Origin of the sequence: Thermosinus carboxydivorans Nor1 (assembly GCF_000169155.1) — a bacterium.
Lineage (GTDB): Bacteria > Bacillota > Negativicutes > Sporomusales > Thermosinaceae > Thermosinus > Thermosinus carboxydivorans.
Genome location: NZ_AAWL01000009.1, coordinates 23,178 through 43,315, shown reverse-complemented (window position 1 = coordinate 43,315; position 20,138 = coordinate 23,178). Strand labels below are relative to the sequence as shown.

Annotated in this window: 18 protein-coding genes and 1 other annotated feature; of the genes, 3 read left to right on the top strand and 15 right to left on the bottom strand. The window is 52.1% G+C overall.

Annotated elements, in window-relative coordinates; genetic code table 11:
* Positions 1–8: 8 nt before the first annotated feature.
* From grpE to gpr, 8 genes are all read right to left on the bottom strand, one after another.
* On the bottom strand, positions 9–608 hold the full coding sequence (gene grpE / locus TCARDRAFT_RS07795) for a nucleotide exchange factor GrpE (protein ID WP_007289468.1): 600 nt from the start codon (positions 606–608) through the stop codon (positions 9–11).
* Between the two features lie 23 nt (positions 609–631).
* On the bottom strand, positions 632–2,221 hold the full coding sequence (locus tag TCARDRAFT_RS07790; protein ID WP_007289467.1) for a TCP-1/cpn60 chaperonin family protein: 1,590 nt from the start codon (positions 2,219–2,221) through the stop codon (positions 632–634).
* A 43-nt stretch (positions 2,222–2,264) separates the two neighbouring features.
* Complete coding sequence (gene hrcA, locus TCARDRAFT_RS07785) at positions 2,265–3,290, bottom strand: heat-inducible transcriptional repressor HrcA (protein ID WP_007289466.1); 1,026 nt, start codon at positions 3,288–3,290, stop codon at positions 2,265–2,267.
* A gap of 100 nt (positions 3,291–3,390) precedes the next feature.
* Positions 3,391–4,533 (bottom strand): radical SAM family heme chaperone HemW, encoded by a 1,143-nt coding sequence (hemW, locus tag TCARDRAFT_RS07780; protein WP_007289465.1) that lies wholly within the window; start codon positions 4,531–4,533, stop codon positions 3,391–3,393.
* A 3-nt stretch (positions 4,534–4,536) separates the two neighbouring features.
* A complete protein-coding gene (gene lepA / locus TCARDRAFT_RS07775) occupies positions 4,537–6,333 on the bottom strand; it encodes a translation elongation factor 4 (RefSeq protein ID WP_007289464.1) in 1,797 nt (598 codons plus the stop codon).
* Between the two features lie 91 nt (positions 6,334–6,424).
* A complete protein-coding gene (locus TCARDRAFT_RS07770) occupies positions 6,425–6,931 on the bottom strand; it encodes a hypothetical protein (protein ID WP_007289463.1) in 507 nt (168 codons plus the stop codon).
* A 111-nt stretch (positions 6,932–7,042) separates the two neighbouring features.
* Positions 7,043–8,065, bottom strand: coding sequence for a stage II sporulation protein P (spoIIP, locus tag TCARDRAFT_RS07765; RefSeq protein ID WP_040683188.1), 1,023 nt, complete (start codon positions 8,063–8,065; stop codon positions 7,043–7,045).
* Between the two features lie 77 nt (positions 8,066–8,142).
* Entirely contained in the window at positions 8,143–9,114 is a 972-nt protein-coding gene (gene gpr / locus TCARDRAFT_RS07760; RefSeq protein ID WP_007289461.1) for a GPR endopeptidase, read from the bottom strand.
* Between the two features lie 207 nt (positions 9,115–9,321).
* On the opposite strand from gpr, the gene rpsT reads away from it, so the two are divergent.
* Positions 9,322–9,588, top strand: coding sequence for a 30S ribosomal protein S20 (gene rpsT, locus TCARDRAFT_RS07755; RefSeq protein ID WP_007289460.1), 267 nt, complete (start codon positions 9,322–9,324; stop codon positions 9,586–9,588).
* Between the two features lie 41 nt (positions 9,589–9,629).
* Here the strand turns inward: rpsT and holA are convergent, their stop codons facing one another.
* The 5 genes from holA to leuS all read right to left on the bottom strand — a co-directional run bounded on the left by holA (position 9,630) and on the right by leuS (position 17,165).
* The gene (gene holA / locus TCARDRAFT_RS07750) at positions 9,630–10,664 is read right to left on the bottom strand and encodes a DNA polymerase III subunit delta (RefSeq protein ID WP_007289459.1); all 1,035 of its coding nucleotides are present in this window, start codon (positions 10,662–10,664) and stop codon (positions 9,630–9,632) included.
* On the bottom strand, positions 10,661–13,051 hold the full coding sequence (locus TCARDRAFT_RS07745; protein ID WP_007289458.1) for a DNA internalization-related competence protein ComEC/Rec2: 2,391 nt from the start codon (positions 13,049–13,051) through the stop codon (positions 10,661–10,663). The genes holA and TCARDRAFT_RS07745 overlap by 4 nt, the downstream gene beginning before the upstream one ends.
* Positions 13,052–13,059: 8 nt before the next feature.
* The gene (locus TCARDRAFT_RS07740) at positions 13,060–13,623 is read right to left on the bottom strand and encodes a ComEA family DNA-binding protein (RefSeq protein ID WP_007289457.1); all 564 of its coding nucleotides are present in this window, start codon (positions 13,621–13,623) and stop codon (positions 13,060–13,062) included.
* A gap of 27 nt (positions 13,624–13,650) precedes the next feature.
* Positions 13,651–14,583 carry a DMT family transporter gene (locus TCARDRAFT_RS07735; protein ID WP_050769602.1) on the bottom strand — a complete coding sequence of 311 codons (933 nt, stop codon included), beginning with the start codon at positions 14,581–14,583 and terminating at the stop codon, positions 13,651–13,653.
* 101 nt (positions 14,584–14,684) lie between these two features.
* The gene (leuS, locus tag TCARDRAFT_RS07730) at positions 14,685–17,165 is read right to left on the bottom strand and encodes a leucine--tRNA ligase (RefSeq protein ID WP_007289455.1); all 2,481 of its coding nucleotides are present in this window, start codon (positions 17,163–17,165) and stop codon (positions 14,685–14,687) included.
* Between the two features lie 53 nt (positions 17,166–17,218).
* Positions 17,219–17,430, bottom strand: a binding site (T-box leader).
* Positions 17,431–17,537: 107 nt separating this feature from the next.
* Between leuS and TCARDRAFT_RS07725 the strand changes: the two genes are divergently transcribed.
* Positions 17,538–17,930 carry a hypothetical protein gene (locus TCARDRAFT_RS07725; RefSeq protein WP_007289454.1) on the top strand — a complete coding sequence of 131 codons (393 nt, stop codon included), beginning with the start codon at positions 17,538–17,540 and terminating at the stop codon, positions 17,928–17,930.
* A gap of 29 nt (positions 17,931–17,959) precedes the next feature.
* On the opposite strand, the gene TCARDRAFT_RS14595 is transcribed toward TCARDRAFT_RS07725, so the two are convergent.
* Positions 17,960–19,081 carry an HD-GYP domain-containing protein gene (locus TCARDRAFT_RS14595; protein WP_007289453.1) on the bottom strand — a complete coding sequence of 374 codons (1,122 nt, stop codon included), beginning with the start codon at positions 19,079–19,081 and terminating at the stop codon, positions 17,960–17,962.
* 128 nt (positions 19,082–19,209) lie between these two features.
* A complete protein-coding gene (locus TCARDRAFT_RS07715) occupies positions 19,210–19,644 on the bottom strand; it encodes an OsmC family protein (protein ID WP_040683187.1) in 435 nt (144 codons plus the stop codon).
* Positions 19,645–19,839: 195 nt separating this feature from the next.
* On the opposite strand from TCARDRAFT_RS07715, the gene TCARDRAFT_RS07710 reads away from it, so the two are divergent.
* Positions 19,840–20,112 (top strand): metal-sensitive transcriptional regulator, encoded by a 273-nt coding sequence (locus tag TCARDRAFT_RS07710; protein WP_007289451.1) that lies wholly within the window; start codon positions 19,840–19,842, stop codon positions 20,110–20,112.
* The last annotated feature ends 26 nt before the right edge of the window (positions 20,113–20,138 follow it).

Below are 20,138 nucleotides of genomic sequence, written 5' to 3'. Positions count from 1 at the left end.
TTAATTTATTAGGAATTGCTAACTACTTTGACCATGCTAGGACGAATGACTTTACCATGAACCATATAGCCTTTTTGCAGCACCTCGACCACCGTATTATCCGGCCGATCAGGGTCTTCGACCCGTATGACCGCCTCATGGTACTGAGGATCAAAAACGGCGCCCGCTGCTTCAATCGGCTGTACTCCCATTTTTTCCAAGGCTTGGGTAAACTGGCGGTAAATCATTTCCACTCCGGCACGGAGGGCTGCCGCATCTTCCGTCGCCGCGCTGAGCGCCCGCTCAAAGTTATCCAGAACAGGCAAGAGTTGCAGTACGATGCCTTCGGTTACCACTTTGGATAAATCGTCTTTTTCCTGACGGGTGCGGCGGCGGAAGTTATCAAAGTCGGCTTGCAGCCGCTTGAGCCGCTCCATCATTTCTTCGTGCAGGCGGTTTTTCTCGGCGATAGAGGCCAGAAGCCGCTCCACGTCTTCTTGTGGGAAGCAGACCTCTTGGTCTTTTATCTCTTCCTGGTCTTTCTCTTCTATTGCGTCTGCCCCCGCCGCCATTTGCGCCTGGGGTTCGGCCCCCGCCTGGTTGATCGTCTCCTCGAGCTTTTCGCCCATACTCACTATATTTCACCTCGTGCTTAAAAGTCCGGCATGCCGGCCGCATCGCTACTGGCCGCGGTTTTTCCGGCAGCAGCGCCTTCCTCTTTCTTTTTTATAATAGTATCAATACGCAAAATTGCCACTGCCACTTCGCCCGCCGCTTTAATAGCGTGCAGCTTAACAGGCACTGGGTCGACGACGCCCCGCTCTAGCATGTCGGCTACCTCGCCTGTGTCGCAATCAATGCCAAGCGAGTCACTGCCCTTTGCCGCCTGGGCTGCTATAACCTCCTCGACTTTTTCCAGCGGATTAAACCCGGCATTTTCGACGATTTGGGCCAATGGCCGCTTCAAGGCGTTGGTTACACAGTCCACACCATATGCAGCCATGCCTTTAATTTCCTCCCGCGCTTTTTCCACCGCCCGAGCAATGGCGATTTCGCAGGCGCCGCCGCCGGGAACGTAGCCGCCCTTGATTGCCGCCTGAACACTGGACGCGGCATCTTTCGCGATGCGCTCGCGCTCACCAACTACTTCTTCCGTGGCCGCCCCTACTAAAATGGTGGCCATCGGCTTGCCTTGGCCGCCAAGAATACGGACATGTTCAAGCTTCTCGTCTTCGTAGACGCGTTCAGCATAACCAAGATATTTCTCAATATCAGCCAGGTCTTTCTTCAGACCGGTGCGTTTCATCATCCGCGCCCCGGTGTGCTCAGCCGCTCGCCGCAAATCTTTGGCTGGGACGCGCTGGATTACCATCACGCCGGCATCGGTCAGAATTTCGTCGGCGTCATCATGGACGCCCCGGTCAACAAGGACGAGCCTGACCCCGAGTTCAACGATTTTACGCACATTGCGCTTGAACTCATCTTGAAGCTCTATGTACCGTTTAAACCCTGACTCGGTGCTAAGAGCTTCATCGCCGATTTCCTCGGGCTCGAGCGCATCGTCAATGACCAGCACCTTCACATCCGTAAGCTCTTCCGGCATTTCTTTGTTCATGCGCTCTTTATCAACAATGACACCCATGAATACTTCATTTTCGGCGCCTTCTTCGGCCGTGATAATATCCGAAAGTTTAAAGTTGGGTTCGCATAATTTTTCCGCCCCAATAAGGCGTGCCGCAGCTACCACCAGGTCGGCAATATCCGCATGCTCCCGGCCGGCAATCATCGCGATATTCCGTAAAACAGGATCGTTTAAATCGGTTACCTTGCGACCTCGCCGCTTTATTTCCTCAATCGCTCGGGCGACGCCATAACGAACCCCTTCAATGACCCGGGCCACCGGCACACCCCGCAATACCTGGTTGACACCTTCGGCAACAAGCCCGCCGGCCATGATGGTAGCCGTCGTTGTCCCATCCCCCACCTCGGCCTGCTGAGCTTTAGCAATATTAATCAGCATCTTGGCGGCAGGATGGTTTACATCCATTTTATCTAAAATGGTTACTCCATCATTGGTAATAATGACTTCGCCAAAACGGTCCACGAGCATGGTATCGAGCCCTTTCGGGCCGATGGTTCCCTCAACGGCCGCCGTAATGGCGCGTACTGCGTTGGCATTGGTAAGCAGCGCCGCGAGACGTTCATCTACTTCTGCGCCGCTGCCAGCTTGCTTAAGATTCATCTAGCCCATTCCTCCCATAGGTACGGGCGGCATTTATGCCGCCCTAAATTCCGTATTTTTTCAAGATTTGCCCCAAATGCCGGTGCATGAATTCCAGCACCGACATTATTCGGCCATATTCCATGCGGGTAGGACCCAAAACAGCCACTGTGCCAACTACCTGCCCGTCGACGCGATAGGTAGCTTGCACCATGCTGCAGTCATGAATGCCGGTATATTTGTTTTCCCCGCCGATAGTGACAACCACCCCGTCGCTTTCCCGCATATGCAGGATATCGACCAGGAGCTGCTCTTCTTCCAGCATGGCCAGCAAACCTCTGACCTTATCCACATCGCGGAATTCCGGCTGGTCCAAAACCTGGGTCGTTCCGCCCGTATACACCCGGTCTTTTCTTTCTACCGCCAGCGCATCCTTAATAAATTCTAACGCTGTTTCAAAAAGAGCGCGGTTGGGTATAATATCGTGCTTAATTTCCCGCAAAAGGGAAGATTTTATCCGGTCAAAAGCCAGACCGGCCAGGCGCTCGTTGATGGCGCCGGCAATTTTCTGCAGCTCTTGAAAACCGATACCCTCAGGGATTTCAATAATTTTATTTTCTACAAAACCGGTATCGGAAACAACAACAAGGATGGCGCGCCGTTCATCCAGTGGTAAAAACTGCATATATTTGAAAGCACATTGTGAAAGCTGCGGCGCAAGTACCAGGGAAATGTTGCGGGTGATGCGCGACAGAATTTTTGCCGTTTCCTGAAAGACCTCTTCCAGCCGTCGCACCTTGGTTTGATACCAGCGTTCAATCAGGGCAATTTCTTTTTCAGAAAGAGGTTGCGGCGCCAGCAAACAATCAACATAAAAGCGATAGCCTTTGGCCGAAGGTATGCGGCCGGCAGAAGTGTGGGGTTGTTCGAGATAACCTAATAATTCTAAATCGGCCATTTCATTGCGAATAGTAGCCGGACTAACCCCCAAGTTGTATTTGCGAGCAATTGTGCGCGACCCCACTGGCTCCGCGGTAGAAATATAATCATCAATAATGGCCTGAAGAATTTTCCGCTTTCTCTCGTCCACCCCTTACACCTCCTGTTGTTAGCACTCGTTCGATTAGAGTGCTAATGCCTAATTAAAACATACCACCGTGACCTGCCGCTGTCAAGATAATCGTGTAATTTCAAGCCTTGTCCGGCAAAAAGGACGCAAAAACAATATTGCCAAATTTCATCCCTAAGTCGGTGAGGCGCAGCCTGTTGCCGCACCGCTCTACCAGCCCGCGCTGCGAGAGGGTGTCAATCGTGGCGCGGTACGCGTCCCAAAAAGAGATACCAAAACGTTCTTGGAATATTCCGCTATCAAGCCCAGCGGCAGTGCGCAGGGCCAGAAAAATAAATTCGGTAATCTGCGTTTGTCTGTCCAATACTTCGCGGTCGTGGACGGCCAAAGCGCCCTGTCGCTGCGCCTGGATATATTCTGTCACTTGGGGAGTATTAGCCCAGCGCACTCCGTCTACGAAAGAATAAGCAGCGGCGCCTAACCCCAAGAAAGGCTGATAGTGCCAATATTTGAGATTATGGCGGCATTCGTAGCCGCTCAGACAATAGTTGGAAATTTCATACCGGCGGTAGCCCGCTTGCCGTAAAAAAGCAGTTACCAAGTCGTACATTGCTTCTTCTTCTGTTTCATCAGGCAGAGCAAGCTTACCGGCAGCATGGCTAACAGCGAAAGGGGTGCCCTCCTCCACTTTCAGGCCGTACACCGAAAGGTGTGGCACCCCAAGTTCTGTAGCCCTGCTTAGACTGTCCGCCACGTCCGCCTGGCGCTGCTCGGGCAGGCCATACATTAAATCAAGGTTGATGTTGTCAAAACCAGCCGCTCGCGCCAATTCAACAGCCTCAATCCCCTGTTCGGCCGTATGAACGCGCCCGAGCAGGGGCAAAAGATGCGGAACAAACGTCTGAACACCGAAACTCAGGCGATTTACCCCCCAAGCCCGCAGGGCCTTTAAAAGCGGCAAATCTATCGTGCCCGGATTAGCTTCTACCGTAATTTCAACAGCCGGTTCCAGCGAAAACGCGGCAGCAAGGCTGGCAAACACCCGGCCTAAGAGTTCACTCGGCAGCACAGTAGGGGTGCCGCCACCAATATAGACGGTATCAACAACCCAACCGGCAAAACGCCTTCCCTGCTCGGCAATTTCCCGGCACAAAGCGTCAATATAGTCCTGGTACAGGTGAGCTAGGTTGTCATGAGAAGGGAAGTCACAATACAAACACTTTTGCCGGCAGAAAGGAATATGAATGTAAAGCCCGAGTTTCATGGGTCAATCCATTTTCAAAATCGCCATAAAGGCTTCCTGCGGCACTTCTACGCTACCAACCTGCTTCATGCGCTTTTTGCCTTCTTTTTGTTTTTCCAGCAGTTTCCGCTTACGCGTTATGTCACCACCATAGCATTTGGCAAGCACGTCCTTGCGGAGAGCGCGGACTGTTTCGCGAGCAATGACTTTATTGCCAATCGCCGCCTGGATAGGAATTTCGAACATTTGCCGCGGAATGATTTCTTTCAGTTTTTCTACCAGCTGCCGCCCGCGTGCTTGGGCCCGGTCGCGATGGACAATTACGCTCAGGGCGTCCACAGGATCGCCGTTGAGCAGGATATCCAACTTGACAAGGTTGGACGCGCGATAGCCGATGAGTTCGTAATCAAGCGATGCGTAACCCCGGGTAGCTGACTTGAGACGATCAAAATAGTCATAAATAATTTCGCTAAGCGGCAGTTCATAAGTCAACATTACGCGCGTCATATCAAGATACCGCATATCTTTAAACTCGCCGCGTTTTTCCTGCGACAGCTCCATAACCGCCCCTACATAGTCATTAGGCACGATGATACTGGCACGAACATACGGCTCTTCAATATGGTCGATTTCCTGAGGCGTAGGCAGCCGTGCAGGATTGTCGATATCCAAAATTTCCCCGTTTGTCTTGTATACTTTGTAAATTACGTTCGGCGCCGTAGTTATCAGCGTCAAGTTATACTCGCGCTCGAGGCGCTCTTGAATGACGTCCATATGCAATAGACCCAAAAAGCCGCAGCGGAAACCAAATCCCAACGCAACGGAAGTTTCGGGTTCAAAGACAAGCGAGGCATCATTCAGTTTGAGTTTTTCCAGCGCGTCGCGCAAAGCGTCGTAATCGGAACTGTCGACCGGATACAAGCCGCAATACACCATGGGCGTAATCTTGCGGTAACCAGGTAGCGGCTCGGTGGCCGGGTTGTCAGCATCGGTAATGGTATCCCCGACGCGCGTATCTTTGACGTTTTTTATGCTAGCGGCGACAAAACCCACCTCACCGGGCCCCAGTTCGTCTACATTGGCCAAGTAAGGACGAAATACCCCTACTTCGGTGACTTCGAACTTTTTATCGGTCGCCATCATTTTAATCTTCATACCGGGAACGATTTTGCCATCCATCACCCGCACATAGGCAATGACCCCTTTATACGAATCAAAATGCGAATCGAAAATAAGCGCCCGAAGGGGTTTCGTGGCATCGGTGCGCGGCGGCGGAATTTTTTTAATGATAGCTTCTAGTACATCTTCGATACCAATCCCCGCCTTGGCACTGACCAGCACAGCCTCCGACGCGTCAAGGCCGATTACATCCTCGATTTCCTGCTTGACCTTTTCCGGGTCGGCGTTAGGAAGGTCAATCTTGTTTATAACCGGGATAATCTCCAGGTTGTGCTCGAGGGCCAAATAGACGTTGGCCAAGGTTTGGGCCTCAATCCCCTGGGAGGCGTCGACAACCAGCAGTGCTCCTTCACAGGCCGCCAGGCTGCGTGAAACCTCATAGGTAAAGTCAACGTGCCCCGGTGTGTCAATAAGGTTAAGCATATAAGTTTGCCCGTCCCGGGCGGTATAATTAAGCCGGACGGCTTGGGCCTTAATGGTAATGCCGCGTTCGCGTTCCAGCTCCAGCTGGTCCAGCACCTGGTCCTCCATTTCCCGTTCAGACAGCGCACCGGTATATTCTATTATGCGGTCAGCAAGGGTCGACTTACCGTGGTCAATATGCGCGATAATGGAAAAATTACGGATATGCGACGTATTCATTGCAGGCTCCTCTCGCAAACGTACATGGGTTGCTTCCAATAATTATATCATTGGCTGTTTAGTGCCTGCAAGCATCAGGAGAATACTACCATCATTCGCCCGGCAGGGAAAAGCCGGATAATGGTTTAAAGAGTCCAGCCAGCCACTCACACCATTCACGCATTAATTGACCGGCTAGCACTAAATAGGGGCGTAACATGGCAATATACCATTCCAGGTCACGTTTGGTCTTGATGGCTTCATCAATAAATTGGTTCCGCCATATCTTTAACCAATAGACAACCTTGTTAAGATCAAGATAAACCACCGTTGGCAGGGCCAGGCGGGTGCTATTGTATTCAAAGATGACGTCTCCACCGGCAGTTTTTATCTTTCCGAGCGGATAGAGCGCCGAAAAATTGGTGACCTGGCCAAATAAGTAAACCTCATACCCACCATGTTCCCGGCGAATATTTACGGCCTGCACAAAATTGCGTTGCTGGGTCATATTATTCATCTGATATTCCGCCGCGGAGACGCCGGCAATGATAACAGCCAGCATAACGAGCAGCCCCCGAAGGATGACCTTCGCATCGGCAACACTCAACCGGACCAACATCTGTCGCCCTCCTCCCTATCAAATAAACATGTCACGAGCAGGGCAAGTTTATACATCCCAATAAAAACTCCCCCTAAAAGGCGCTTTCGACCCTCTAGAGGGACTTTCCGGTCAATTATTATTCTCCGCAATAATTTCCGCCAGCACGTCGCCAAACATCTCAATACTGCGCACAGCTTCCTCCTTGCTGTTATCTTGGCACCCTACCTCAATCAGCAGGGAACGAGGGTGCAGATGCTGATTGTAGCGCCAATCAACAAGCTGAATCCCCCGCGACAACCCGGGGAAATGCTGGTCGAGCTTGGCATCAATTAACTTGGCAAAGGCATGGTTTTGTTGCCAATGGGGCTGTACCAGATCTTGTTGCCCGGTAGCTACCACGATAGTAATTCGCGCCACGGTCGCGCCATTAATCTGAACAACTGAATTTTCTCGCTTATCGGCGTCCCGGTGAATATCAAAAACCATTTGGATGGAAGGATAGTCAGCCAGCATTTTCTTTACCGTATTTTCCGACGGACCATATGCTTTCATAAAGCTTGGATAATCATGAACGGTCGTGCTGTGAACCGCTTTGATGCCATGCTTATCCAAGCGAGCCACAAGGGCTTTGCCCACATCGACAATGTCCCCTGGCTGTCCACCGCGTTTATGGGTAACACCGGAATTAGGAACAAACGATTCCGAAGTATGAGTATGATAGATACCAATCAGCGGCTTACCAGGCAATAAAAAAGTCTGCGGATCAAACTTGGGGAAATTGGGCAGACTTTTCGCGCTCACTATGGGGATGCTTGACTTAACTGCAGCTAGCAGCGGAATTTCCATCCGCAGCAAGGACTTGCTGTCGCCGATATCAATATTGGTAAGGAATAAAACAATCCTCCCTAAAAACTTTTGCGGCGTCAGCTCTGCCGCAATCTTTACGGGCTGCGACGCCCCTGATATTCCCGGAATACTGGCAAAAAATATTTCACGCCATTTAGGGATTTCCGTGCTGGCACTGGTGCTAACCGGCAGCGCCGCCTCGTGAAGCATCCAGTATCCTGCCGCAATAACCAAGAAGAAAATTGCAACACACAAAGTAATATAAAGAGGTTTTATTTGGGAATGGTACCGCCGCCGTCTTCTCAAGCTTGCTGCCCCCTGTCTTGTGTTTACATACAATGTATATGCTTGACGGCAAAGCGATATTACTTCCTTCCTACCCGCTAATGGAGGTAAAGATGAATATTTTCATAGTCAATGTGAGGGTGCATTGCCTGGTTGATACCCCCAGCCACCACATTGGCGATGTCGTTAATAAGACGGTCGATTTCTTTCGGTGTCACCATTAGATCGCCCAACGTGTCAGGCAGCACCTGCCGAACAATAACCTGTCGGTCCTGGTCGGTTAGATTGGCCATGCTCCGGAAATAGCGGGCAAAGGCGGCATGCTCCTGCAGGGTGTCAATGGTATCCATGGCGATGGTGGAAGCGTGGACCACGGTAGGAACACCGATAGCAATAACCGGTACCCCAAGGGATTGCTGCGTAAGGCCGAAGCGTTTATTGCCTACACCGGAACCAGGATGAATCCCGGTATTGGCAATCTGCACGGTGGTTATGACGCGATGGCTGGATGCCGCCGCGAGGGCATCGATGGCTATGACCACATCAGGCTTAACGCGGCTTACGATACCCTGGATAATCTCGGCGGTCTCCATACCGGTTATGCCGAGTACGCCAGGGGCAATGGCACACACGGAACGGACACCGCCTTTTAGCTCAGGCGATAGCATTTCCTGGAGGTGCCTGGTAACAACAATTTTATCTACTGCACGGGGTCCCAATGCATCAGGGGTAACATTCCAGTTTCCCAGCCCCACCACCAAAGCGGTGCCATTACGCGGCAGTTGGACGAGCTGGCCTAGTTCCTGAGCCAAAAAATTCATGACTTTTTTCTCGAGGGGCGTATTTTTATACCGTAGGCCTGGTGCTTCAATAGTAATATATGTGCCCTGCAATTTGCCCATCAACCGTTCCGCCTCAGGCGTGGTGATGTTAACCCGGGTAATAAGCACATCTTCGTCTTCAGACGTTTCGACAATGACGCCGGGTATATCTTCCCGCACGCGGCGGGTTAAAACCTCTCTTGCTTCCAACGCCAAGTCTGTGCGCGGGGTAAAATTTGCCTGCTGCATATCCTTCCTCCTCGGCTTAATAGTGCACCTATCCATTTTCTTATGATGAAACTAGCGTGTCCGGAACAAAAAAAGGCTATACAGGAGCTGTCATGCTAACACCATGAACTTGGCGGGAATTTTGTGCAGTCTGGGAATTGTTGCTTGCATTTTAGTTTTGTCCATGCTAAAATGTTTTAAGCGACACGGTCAAAGGAGGTGAAACACTTGCCGAATATCAAGTCTTCCATTCGCAGCGTAAAAACCGATGCGGAACGCCGCGCCCGCAACTTCCCGGTGAAAACCGCTATCCGCACCATTTCCCGCAAAGTTGCCGAAGCGGTTCAAGCCGGCCAAGTAGAAGAGGCTAAAACCCTCCTGACCAAAGCCAGCAGCATTATTGACAAAGCCGCCGCGAAAGGCGTTATTCATAAAAATGCCGCGGCCCGGAAGAAATCTCGTCTGGCGCAAAAAGTTAACGCACTGGCTCAATAATATGAAATCCCTGTTCTCAGAAGAACAGGGATTTTTATTATTTATCGGCATAAATCGATTATAATCTTGTCCAGGCTAAAAGCGCCGGCCCGGCCGGACTTAAAATCCCGGTCCGCGGCCGCTAATGCCAAGACCGCTTCCTTCAGACGCCCGGCGGTAAACTGCAGGCATTGACGAGCAAGTTTTTCGCCCACAAAAGGATGAACACCCAGTTTTTCTGCGATCTCGCGCGCCCCCAGCCCCTTTTCGGCTAATTCTTTGGCCTGCCACAGCATCCTCACCTGGCGGGCCAAAAGAGCCACTAACCGCACCGGGTGCTCGCCTATTGCCAATTGGTCGGATAATAATGAAAGGGCCTTGCCGACCTGTTTCTGGGTTATAGCGTCAACGAGCGCAAAAACAGAAACTTCAGGTACAGCTGACAGTACTTCCGCCAAATCCCGGCGTGTAATTATCGCACGGTTCTCTGTATACAAGGCAAGTTTGGCAAGTTCCCCCGCTAAAAAGCCAAGTGACACCTGCGGCATCATACTAACCACCGCTAACAGGTGTTCCAGGGCATCAGGTGCGATCTTCTTGCCCGCTGCCGCCAGCTTGTCCACCACCCATCCGCGCAGCTCTTTTATCTTTAGCGGCGCTAGTTCGACCGCCGCCCCTCGTTCTTCTACGGTTTTGAACAGTTTTCGCCGTTTATCGGCCGCCTCTGCCGTCTGAAAAATAAGCAGGGTATATTCCGGCAAGTTGCGCACCAACTTAAGGATACGCTCAGCATCGCGGTCGCCAGCGTCACTTTCGTCAGTATTTTTGCGACTGGCCCGAAACAAGGCCGTTTCCCTGACAACTACGACATTTTTGTCGCCTAAAAATGGCGCCGTTTCCACCACAGACGTCAGTTCGGCCGGCGCCGGATCGCCATCAAATATAATAAGATTAGTATCCCGCTCCTCCGGCGAGAGAACGGCATTGATAATAGCCGCTTCAAATTCCCGGGCAAGATAGACTTCCTCGCCGTGTAAAAGATAAACCGGCAGCACCCGGCCTGACCGGATCTGCCGCACTGCTTCTTGATAATTCATCGCTGTCCTCCCCTATTTGGGCTGGCCGCATGTCTGTCGCCAAAAGTACTCACCGTGAGCGTCTTGCCGTCCGTCGTAAATAATATGGCGCCATCCCGATCCGTCCGGTAAACTTTGACGCCCTGCCTGTCCAGGCGGGCAAGGGTCTCCGGGTGCGGATGCCCGAAACGGTTTTGATAACCAACGGAAATAACGGCATACTGTGGCGACAAGGCGGCGAGAAATTCCGATGAGGTTGACGTTTTCGAACCATGGTGTCCGACTTTTAAAACGCTGCAGGGCTCGATACCGTCGGCTACCAGGGCCGTCTCCTGCGCTTTTTCCAAATCGCCGGTAAGCAAAAAACTATGACGGCCGTAATCCACCCGGACGACAACGGAAGCTTCATTCCTGGCGGCACCGCCAACCGGCGCATGGACAACTGTTAGGGAAACTCCGTCGATAATAATATTTTGCCCGGTAAAGGCGGGAACGGCGACCGCGGATTTCTTGCCCCTCAGAAAAGCCTGCATCACCGGCGAAATTTGCTCCTCTTGCGCCACCAGGGCCGTTTTGACCGGCAGGGACGCAGCGATAGCGGCAGCACCGCCGGCGTGGTCGCTGTGGCCATGGGTTAAAATCAGATAGTCAAGCGCCTGGACGCCGTGATGGCGAAGATAAGGTAGCACCACCTGTTCGCCGACGTCAAAACCGTCGGCATCGCCGCTTGTGCCGCCGGCATCAACTAATATGGCCCGCCGATGCGGCGTTGTTATCAAAGTAGCGTCACCCTGCCCAACATCAATAAAATGGACACTGACGGGCCGGGGATACCACAGAGCCACAGCCAAGCAGACAGCAGCCGCCAGGCCAACCATGGCGATAGCCTGCGGCCACCGCCGCATCACCACCGGCAGGGACGGTAAAATGCCAAACCGGTACCCGTAGGCCCAAGCTATGAGAAAATAATATATGAGACCAGCCCAAATTGTAAAGGGCGGCAAATAGACGACACCGCCAGGCAAAGCGGCCAAAAATGCGGCAAGCTGCACCACGGCGCCGATTGCCAGCCCGCACAAGGCCAAGAGGACTTTCGCCCCCCATCCGGTAAACAAGCTGGCCAGGCATGCCGCAAGACCCAAAATTACTACACCCTCTACGAGGGGTACAATGATAAGATTGGCGAGAAAAGCGCTTAAGGACAAAGTATTGAAATACCAGGCCAGAAAAGGCAGCACGCCCAGCTGGGCCGCCAACGTCACCGCAAACGGTCCGGCCAGCAACTCCGGTAAAACAGTGGTTAACACCGCCAAAGTCTTACGGTAAAGAAAAACCAGTCCGGCCGTGGCGGCGAACGACAGTTGGAAACTGATATCATAAAGCAGGGCAGGCTGAACGGCTAGCATAGCTAGCGCCGATAAGGACAATGCCGTGGGCGCATCCGGCTCCCGGCCGGCGGCTAGCGCCGCTAACGCCGTCAGTCCCATCAAGCCCGAACGAACCACCGGCGGAACCAAGCCCGCCAACGTCATATAAAAAAGAACCGTCACCGCCGCCAGGGCCGCACTAATACGCGGGCGCAGCTTTAATACCCTGCCCAGCCAGAGGGCTACCCCGGCCGCCAAAGCGATATGCGTTCCCGATACCGATAAAATATGGATAATGCCTGTTGTGGCGAAGTCGGCAATGACCTCTTTCTTAATTCCCTCATAGCCGCCAAAAACAAGCCCAGTCAGAATCGCCGCGTCGCTGGGGGGCAGTGTGGCGGCGATTTGTCCTTTCAGCGCTTGCCGCCAGGCTTGTAGCCGCCCGTACCAGGATGAAGCCGGCGCCGGTGTAACTATCACTTTGCCGGGGGAAAAGAGTATTGCCGTAATGCCCTGCCGTTTAAGCGCGGCGGCCCAATCAGCGGCGCCAGGATTTTGATAGCCGCGAGGCGCAGCTATTATCCCGGAAACAGTAATCTTGTCGCCATATCCCGCCACTGTCTGGTTAGCCGGCTGACGGACAGTTACGATAATGCCGCCCCTAACCGTTTTATAATCCCGCTCAGTTTGGACCAACTCTGCCGTTAGGCGGTACCGCACTTTCACCTGCTCGTCGCTGACCGGCGTTACGCGCGGCGACTCGGCGACCGTGCCGGATAAGACAACGCTGTTTCCGGCATAGCGGCTGATGTCGTTCGCCGGCAGCATATCGGCATGAAGAAAGCGGATAATACCGGCCACAAAAAACAGTCCGGCCAGCAGCCAGGCCGCGCGGGCGGGGCAGCGGCCCACCTGCCAAGCAGCAGCCAATAGGAGCGCGACAAAGGAAATAACCAGTGCCGGCCAGGGCCAGTTGGCTAAATCAGCTGCCCATATTCCGGCAGCAAACGCGGCAGTTATAAAAAGCGTAACATTCCTCATCGCCCGCGTTACAGAGAAATTTTATCTTTAATTTGATTAAATTTGGCTTCGCCAATTCCCGGAACTTTCTTTACTTCTTCCAGATCCTTAAAACCGCCAATACTTTGGCGATAGTCAATAATGCGCTGGGCCAACGCCGGCCCAATCCCTGGCAGTTTGTCAAGTTCATTTGCGCTGGCCGTGTTAACGTTCACCTTGCCGGCACCGCCGGCCGAGTTAGATCCGCCGGGGCCGGCCGCCAGCACTACTACCGGCACATGAACATGCATTCCATCTTTTAATGGCTGGGCCAGGTTTACCCGGGTACTATCCGCGCCGGCGGCGAGCCCGCCCGCGTAATTCACCGCATCCAATACCCGTCCCCCGGCCGGCATTTTGAAAACACCGGGTTTATTCACCGCACCACTGACGTAAATAACTATTTCGTCAGTCCGTGACTGAGCCGTCACAACCGGTCCGCTGGCGACCGTTTCCGTCACCGTCGTCTTTTGCCAATAATGATAAATACTGCCGGCAACAATCAGAGCTGCCATCAACAAGATAATGACCAGCCGTTTCTGCACCCCGTCCACTTGATCTCCTCCTTGACGGTAATGCAGCTATATTTCTCCAAATTTATCCATATTTCCTCTTTCATCACACGTTTTAGCAACGGCAGTCGAACCCCCTGTTAGTTGAAGGACAAGCACCCCGGCAAGAATAAGCAGACCGCCAAAGCCCTGTATGGCCGTAATTCTTTCTTCCAGCAACAAAGCAGACAACAGCACCGTAATTACCGGTTCAAAAGTACTGATGATCGAAGCATTGGTCGCGCCAATCCGGTACATGCCGGCAAAAAAACCAAGAATACCGATACAAGTAGCAAAAACGGCAATACCCAAAATGGCAAGCCATCCTTGCAGCGAAAGGCTCCATATAAGGGTGCCGCTAAGCATGCCGCCAGCCACAAAGACGACGGCCGCCGCCGTGCAAACGTAGAAAGTGGATACCAGTGGATCGATCCCTTTAAGCAGCCGATTGCCGGCAACAATATAACAGGAATAAACCAGGGCTGAACCAAGGCCAAATGCGGCGCCAGTAGTGTTAAGACCGGTCAAGGACACGCCGAGCACCAGCACGAGACCGGTAAAACAAATAACCAACGCCACCCCCTTTCGCCATCCAAACAACTCGTCTCCGACCAGAAAAGACAAGACACTAACCAATGCAGGGTAAGTATACAAAATTATTCCGGCAAGGCTGGCCGGTAAGTAAAGTACCGTGAGAGCAAATAGCGTTGACATAAGGCCGTAGCCGATACCCCCCAGTAAGCAAAGCTGCACGGCCTGCTTGCCCGTTACCCGAAAGTCAAGGCCGCATAGCCGGATAACGGCCCCAAAAAGAAGAGCGGCAATAGTAAAGCGATAGGCCAAAACCGTGACGGTATTGGCGCCGGCCGCATACGCAAATTTAATAAAGATGGCCAGCGTGGCAAAACCACAGGCCGAAAAAATTATCAGCAGAACCCCGAGTGTCTGTGCATTCAAAGCCATACCTCCTGAAGCGTTGTAAGATACATTATTCGTTACAGGCGGCTAAAATCTCTCCTCCTTAAGGAAAATCGCCGGCTTGGTAAACCAGGCCGGCGAATGTTTTATCTTACAACAATGTTCACCAGTTTTTGCGGCACGCAAATGACCTTCACAATTTGTTTGTCCGCTATCAGCGCTTTTACCCGCTCCTGCGCCAGGGCAATTGCTTCCAGTTCTTTCGCGTCCAATCCGACGGGAACCTTAATTTTTTCCCGTACCTTGCCGTTAATTTGCAAAACGATTTCTACCTCGTCAACCTTGATGGCTTCCGGATCAAAGCTGGGCCATGCCTGCTTATGAACACTGCCCTGGGCAATGGTCTGATTCCAAAGTTCTTCGGTAATATGAGGGGCAAACGGCGCTAGCAGCCGAAGAAGGGCAGAAAGGGCTTCGCGCACCAGGCCGGGATTGGGCGCCGCTGTCTGCTCCCGGAAGGCGTATAACGCGTTTACCAGTTCCATAATGGCGCTGATGGCAGTATTGAAATTGAAGCGCTCCCCAATATCCTCCGTAACTTTTTTAATCGTACTGTGCAGCACCCGCCGTAACTCACGTTCTTCTGGGCCGAGGACCGCGGGGTCATAACTTTCGTCAGCAGCGCCGGCGACAGGCGCGTAGTGATGAACAATCCGCCACAGCCGTCCTAGGAACCGGAAGGCCCCTTCCACACCCTGGTCACTCCACTCCAGGTCTCTTTCCGGCGGGGCGGCAAAGAGAATGAAGAGTCGAGCCGTATCAGCCCCGTATTTGCCGATGATTTCCTCCGGCGACACAACATTGCCTTTGGACTTCGACATTTTGGCGCCGTCCTTGATAACCATGCCCTGGGTCAGCAAATTCTTAAAGGGCTCGTTTACATTAATAAGGCCCGCATCCTTAAGCACCTTGGTAAAGAAGCGCGAATACAATAGATGTAATATGGCATGCTCAATGCCGCCAATATATTGATCCACGGGCATCCAATAATTGGCCTTGGCCGAATTAAAGGCCTCCGTATCGCTGTGCGGGCTGGTATAGCGGTAATAGTACCAAGAAGAACAAATGAAAGTATCCATAGTATCTGTCTCCCGCCGGGCCTTACCGCCGCACTGCGGGCAAGTGCAGTTGACGAATTCTTCCACTTGGGCCAGCGGGGAAACGGCGCCGGTATCAAAGCTGACATTCTCGGGCAGCAGTACCGGCAAATCCTCTGCGGGAACGGGTACTATGCCGCATACAGGGCAGTAAATAATCGGAATAGGCGCGCCCCAATAACGCTGGCGGGATACTAACCAGTCGCGCAACCGGTAGTTGATACGCCGCTTACCCAGTCCTTTTTCCTCCAGCCAGTCGGCGACGGCCGCTTTGCCCGCCTCGTTGTCCAGGCCGGTAAACTGCCCGGAATTAATCATTATCCCTGGACCGTCATAAGCGCCGGTCATGCTTGCCAGATCCAATTCAGCACCCTGGGGCTGGATAACGATGCGTTTGGGCAGATCATATTTGGTCGCGAACTGCCAGTCCCGTTCATCGTGGGCCGGAACACCCATAACGGCTCCCGTGCCGTAATCTACAAGAACATAGTTGGCAATCCAAATAGGCACCTGCTCGCCATTGAAAGGATTAACGGCATAAGCGCCAGTAAACATCCCCTCTTTTTCCGTTTCGGTGGAAGTCCGGTTTATTTCGTTCATATTGCGGATGCGCTCGATAAAGGCACGCACTTCGCGCTCATGAGGCTTGCCGGCAATCAGCTTGTTCACCAGCGGATGCTCGGGGGCCAAGACCACATACGTCACCCCAAAGGCGGTATCATGGCGCGTAGTATAAACCGTGATTTTCTCACCCACTTCAGGAACGTCGAAACTGAATTCAACCCCTTCGCTGCGGCCGATCCAGTTTTCCTGCATAACTTTTACCCGCTCCGGCCAGCCCTTGAGTTCTTTGAGGTCTTCGAGCAGCCGGTCAGCATAGGCGGTAATCTTAAAGAACCATTGTTCAAGCTCTTTTTTGACGACTACGGAATCGCACCGCCAGCACCGTCCGTCTACCACCTGTTCATTGGCAAGTACTGTGTTACAGTCATTGCACCAGTTAACTGCCGCCTTCTTTTTATAAGCCAAACCGCGGTGATAAAAAAGCAAAAACAACCATTGCGTCCAGCGATAATAATCGGGGTGACAGGTCGCAACTTCCCGGTCCCAATCGTAAGAAAGACCGAGCTCCTGCTGCTGCCGCCGCATATTGGCGATATTGTCCCATGTCCATTTCGCGGGATGAATGCCATGTTTGATCGCGGCGTTTTCCGCCGGCATGCCAAAAGCGTCCCACCCCATGGGATGCAGGACATTATAACCTTGCATCATTTTAAAGCGGGCAATCACGTCGCCAATGGAATAATTGCGCACATGGCCCATATGTAAGTGGCCGGAAGGATACGGAAACATTTCAAGTACATAATACTCCGGTTTTTGCCGGTTCATTTCACAGGCAAAAGCTTTTTCCTCAGCCCATACCTTTTGCCATTTTGCTTCAATTTCACGGGGGTTATAGCGTTCGTTCATGCTGACCTCCTGTCTAAACTTTGTATATTAAAAAACGCCCCACGGCTGATGCAGCCAGGGACGAAAATACTTCGCGGTACCACCCTGCTTGGCAGCTATCGCTGCCCGCTCTAGGACCGTTAACGCCGGTCAGCCGTCAGTCGCTAAAGTTCCTTCACGACCGCTCCTCGGCAGTGAGTTCAGCACACCGACAGGTTGGCTCGCATCATCCGCCAACTTTCTGGACTATCTTTATGTGCTTACTACCCTGCGTCTTCGGATTATCGTCTACCATTATATAGCAGCGTAAAACAAAAGTCAACAAAACCACTAGTTTTAAGGGAGTTCTAAGGCGGAAAATCATTCATAAAATGATTGAAGGGGAGGTGGATTATGTATAAGTTAATTATTGGCACCGTCCGGATTACCGTCGCCGATGATAATATCAGCCGCAGCGACGCCATCACCGCGGCCAAAAAGGCAATTGCCGCCGCCAACCAACAGGGCAAACTGCTCAGCCATGTCGAAATTGACTTGGGAGATAGTGGGCTTGAAATCAAGACGACGGAAAAAACCGGCACCAGAGTAACCCGTAAGACGCTAAAACAGAGCATGTTGGACGGCATGCACGCGGCAATCCGCGAAAAACTCTACCCAACCGGGACCTTTGCTCAGAAAGACGTGTGGTATGACGGCGATACCGGGCAGGAATGGCACGGCAGCGAAGTAGAAACGGCTCGCAGCGAACTCCTCGCCAAATTCGCCCAATGGTCAAAAACGATATAAATTATGTAGAAGGCCCGCATTAGCGGGCTTTATTTTTGGGCCCGCCCGGTTTTGACCAAGACCGTAAATGCATCCACCACAACCGGATCAAACTGTCGGCCCTTTTCGCGGATAATATTATCGATGGCTGTATTCACATCTGCTTTTCCCCGGTAAGTCCGTCCCACCGTCATGGCGTCAAAAGCGTCTACTACCGCCAGGATACGGGAGCCAAGCGGAATTTCCTCGCCGCACAGACCGTCCGGATAGCCCTGGCCATCATAACGCTCGTGGTGATGGCGAATAATGGGCGCCGCTGCCTGAAAAGCGGCGATACCCTCCACAATATCGGCGCTGACAATAGGATGACGGCGGATGATCACATAGTCATCCTCGGTCAGGGGTTCCATTTTGCTAAGGATATTGGCGGGAATGACGATCTTGCCGATATCGTGGAGAATTGCCGCCGTGGCCAGCACTTCCATTTCTTCCGGCGATAAGTTAAGAGCCGTCCCCAGCTCCTGCGCCAGGTTGCAGACTGTTTGCGAATGTCCCTGGCCGTAGGGATCCTTCATTTCAAACATATTCACTAAGATTGTAAGCATCTGGCGATAGTCTTGCTCCCGGTTGGCAGCCATCAGGCTTTGCGGCGTCAAATTAAGAATAATCTCCGCGGCATAGTGACACTGTTTGCCCAAAACGGCAGGAATGGCGTAGCGCCGGACAAACTTGCTGCCACCTTTGGCATCATCAAGCCGCTCTTCCTTTACCTGCGTTTCTCTCATAGCCAAAGCTTTCTCGACAAGACATTCCGTAAATGGACACAACAAGTTCGAATTGTGGCACTTCACCGCATCATCGCCGTCAGGCGAAATAAGCTTAGTAAAGCTGTCGTTCACCAATTCGGGTTGTCCTTGTTTAGTGATCAGAGCAGCAAACGGCAACCGCGCCCACAGCTCCCGGTAGACTGCGACTTTTTCCTTTGTCAGCCCCAGTTCGCTCTGCGTATGCACGACATAAAGAGTAATAATTAACAAAGCGCCGGTGTGTAAGAGATAACTGGTGGAACTAATAGTATCGCCGGCGGTAACAGCCATGATAACATGGAGAACTTGGGCCACCGCGAAGATAACGACAAAAATTAGGAGGGGACGATGCAGCCGCATTAGCATTAGGGCACCCCCTAATAATATATTTACTACATTTTATGTAGCTTATATGGCTGCGGCGCATGTCCTAATTAGAGCAGGCGGTGAAAAAACGGGTAAAAAACGGCGCCTTACCAGTGGCCGGGTTAGGATTAAGCCATAAAGCCTGTTTCGGGATAGCGTATACCGTTTACTTCGTAGGCAAACGCAAAGCGGGCATTCATACTGTTGGAAACAGAACAATACTTATCAAGACTGAGGCGAATCGCCTTTTCGACATTGGCCGGCCGCATCTCGCCTTCCAGCTTATAAGTCACTTTGATCGTGGTAAAACGCTTAGGTTCAGTGTCTGCCCGCTCTCCGTCCACCTCAATCGCGAAACGACTGACTTTTTCCCGCATCTTTTCTAAAATCATGACAATATCAATGCCGCTGCAACCGGCTACACCCATTAGCACCATTTCCGTCGGTTTAACGCCTTTGCCTTCACCGCCGGCCTCGATACTGGCATCCATGAGAACACTATGGCCCGACTCACCAGTGGCCGCAAACTTTCGTTGACCTTTCCAAACAACATTGACCTTCACATGGTTCCCTCCTTGGCGGCTAAGTTTTATTTTTAACATTTTCTCCCTTGTATATGATTTTTCCTTTCCAGGCCCTCCCGCAGAAATTTCTCTCGCCCCGGTAGTTGTGCCGGGTAACTGTTTGCATATTTAAACCAAATCTTTTATAATGTAACTAACCCACCCCCCAGGGGGACAAGGAAGAGGTGTCCGCCTATGGTGAATGCATCCATCCGCACTGAGGTCTTAAACCGGCTGCGCAACGTCAAAGGCCATATCGCCGGTATTGAACGCATGGTCGAGGAAGAGCAGTCGTGCAGCAATATTTTGATTCAGCTTTCTGCAATCCGTTCTTCCATCGAAAAAATCGGCATCTTTATCCTCGAAAACAATGCTGTCGAGTGTTTGCTCAACAACCCTGACGCCACTCCGGAAGACCGGCAGAAAATTGACCAAATTGTCAAACAAATAATTACCTTCTTAAAGTAGTAGAAACCACCCGTCCGGGGGTGGTT